Genomic DNA, 514 nt, shown 5'->3' with positions numbered 1-514 from the left:
GCTGGCGATCGCAGCGCGAACAGCGAACGGAATGGCGCGGCGTTGGTCTTCGGTCATGGGTAAAGCAGCCCCTCGGTCCAGCCCTCGGCGGTGCGGGTGAAGACGCGGCGTTCGTGCAGCCGATGCGCGCGGTCCTGCCAGAATTCGATCGTATCCGGGGTTACGCGATAGCCGCCCCAATGCGGCGGGCGCGGCACGTCCTGCCCTTCAAACTTGGCCTGGAACTCGGCGAAACGCGCCTCGAAGATGGCGCGGTCGGCCAGCGGGCGCGACTGGTCCGAGGCCCAGGCACCAAGCTGCGAGTCGCGCCCGCGGGAGGCGAAATAGGCATCGGATTCGGCATCGGTAACGCGGCTGATCGCGCCTTCGATACGGATTTGCTGGCGCTGCGACTTCCAATGGAACAGCAAGGCGGCGTGCGGATTGGCGGCGAGATCGCCCGCCTTGCGGCTCTCGCGGTTGGTGTAGAATACGAAACCCTCGGGGCTGCGGCCCTTCAGCAGCACCATCCGCA

Annotated in this window: 1 protein-coding gene; it reads right to left on the bottom strand. The window is 66.9% G+C overall.

All coding sequences use genetic code 11. The annotated features are described in order from the left end of the window. Positions 1 to 53 precede the first annotated feature (53 nt). A partial coding sequence (gene pdxH / locus AACY08_RS28745) for a pyridoxamine 5'-phosphate oxidase (protein ID WP_339472478.1) occupies positions 54 to 514 on the bottom strand: 461 nt, incomplete at its 5' end.

The organism is Pseudomonas sp. EL_65y_Pfl1_R83 (assembly GCF_963970695.1).
In the GTDB taxonomy this organism is placed as follows: Bacteria; Pseudomonadota; Gammaproteobacteria; order Pseudomonadales; family Pseudomonadaceae; genus Aquipseudomonas; species Aquipseudomonas tritici.
The sequence above is the reverse complement of the archived record's forward strand: the minus strand, read 5'-3'. Positions and strand labels throughout refer to the sequence as shown.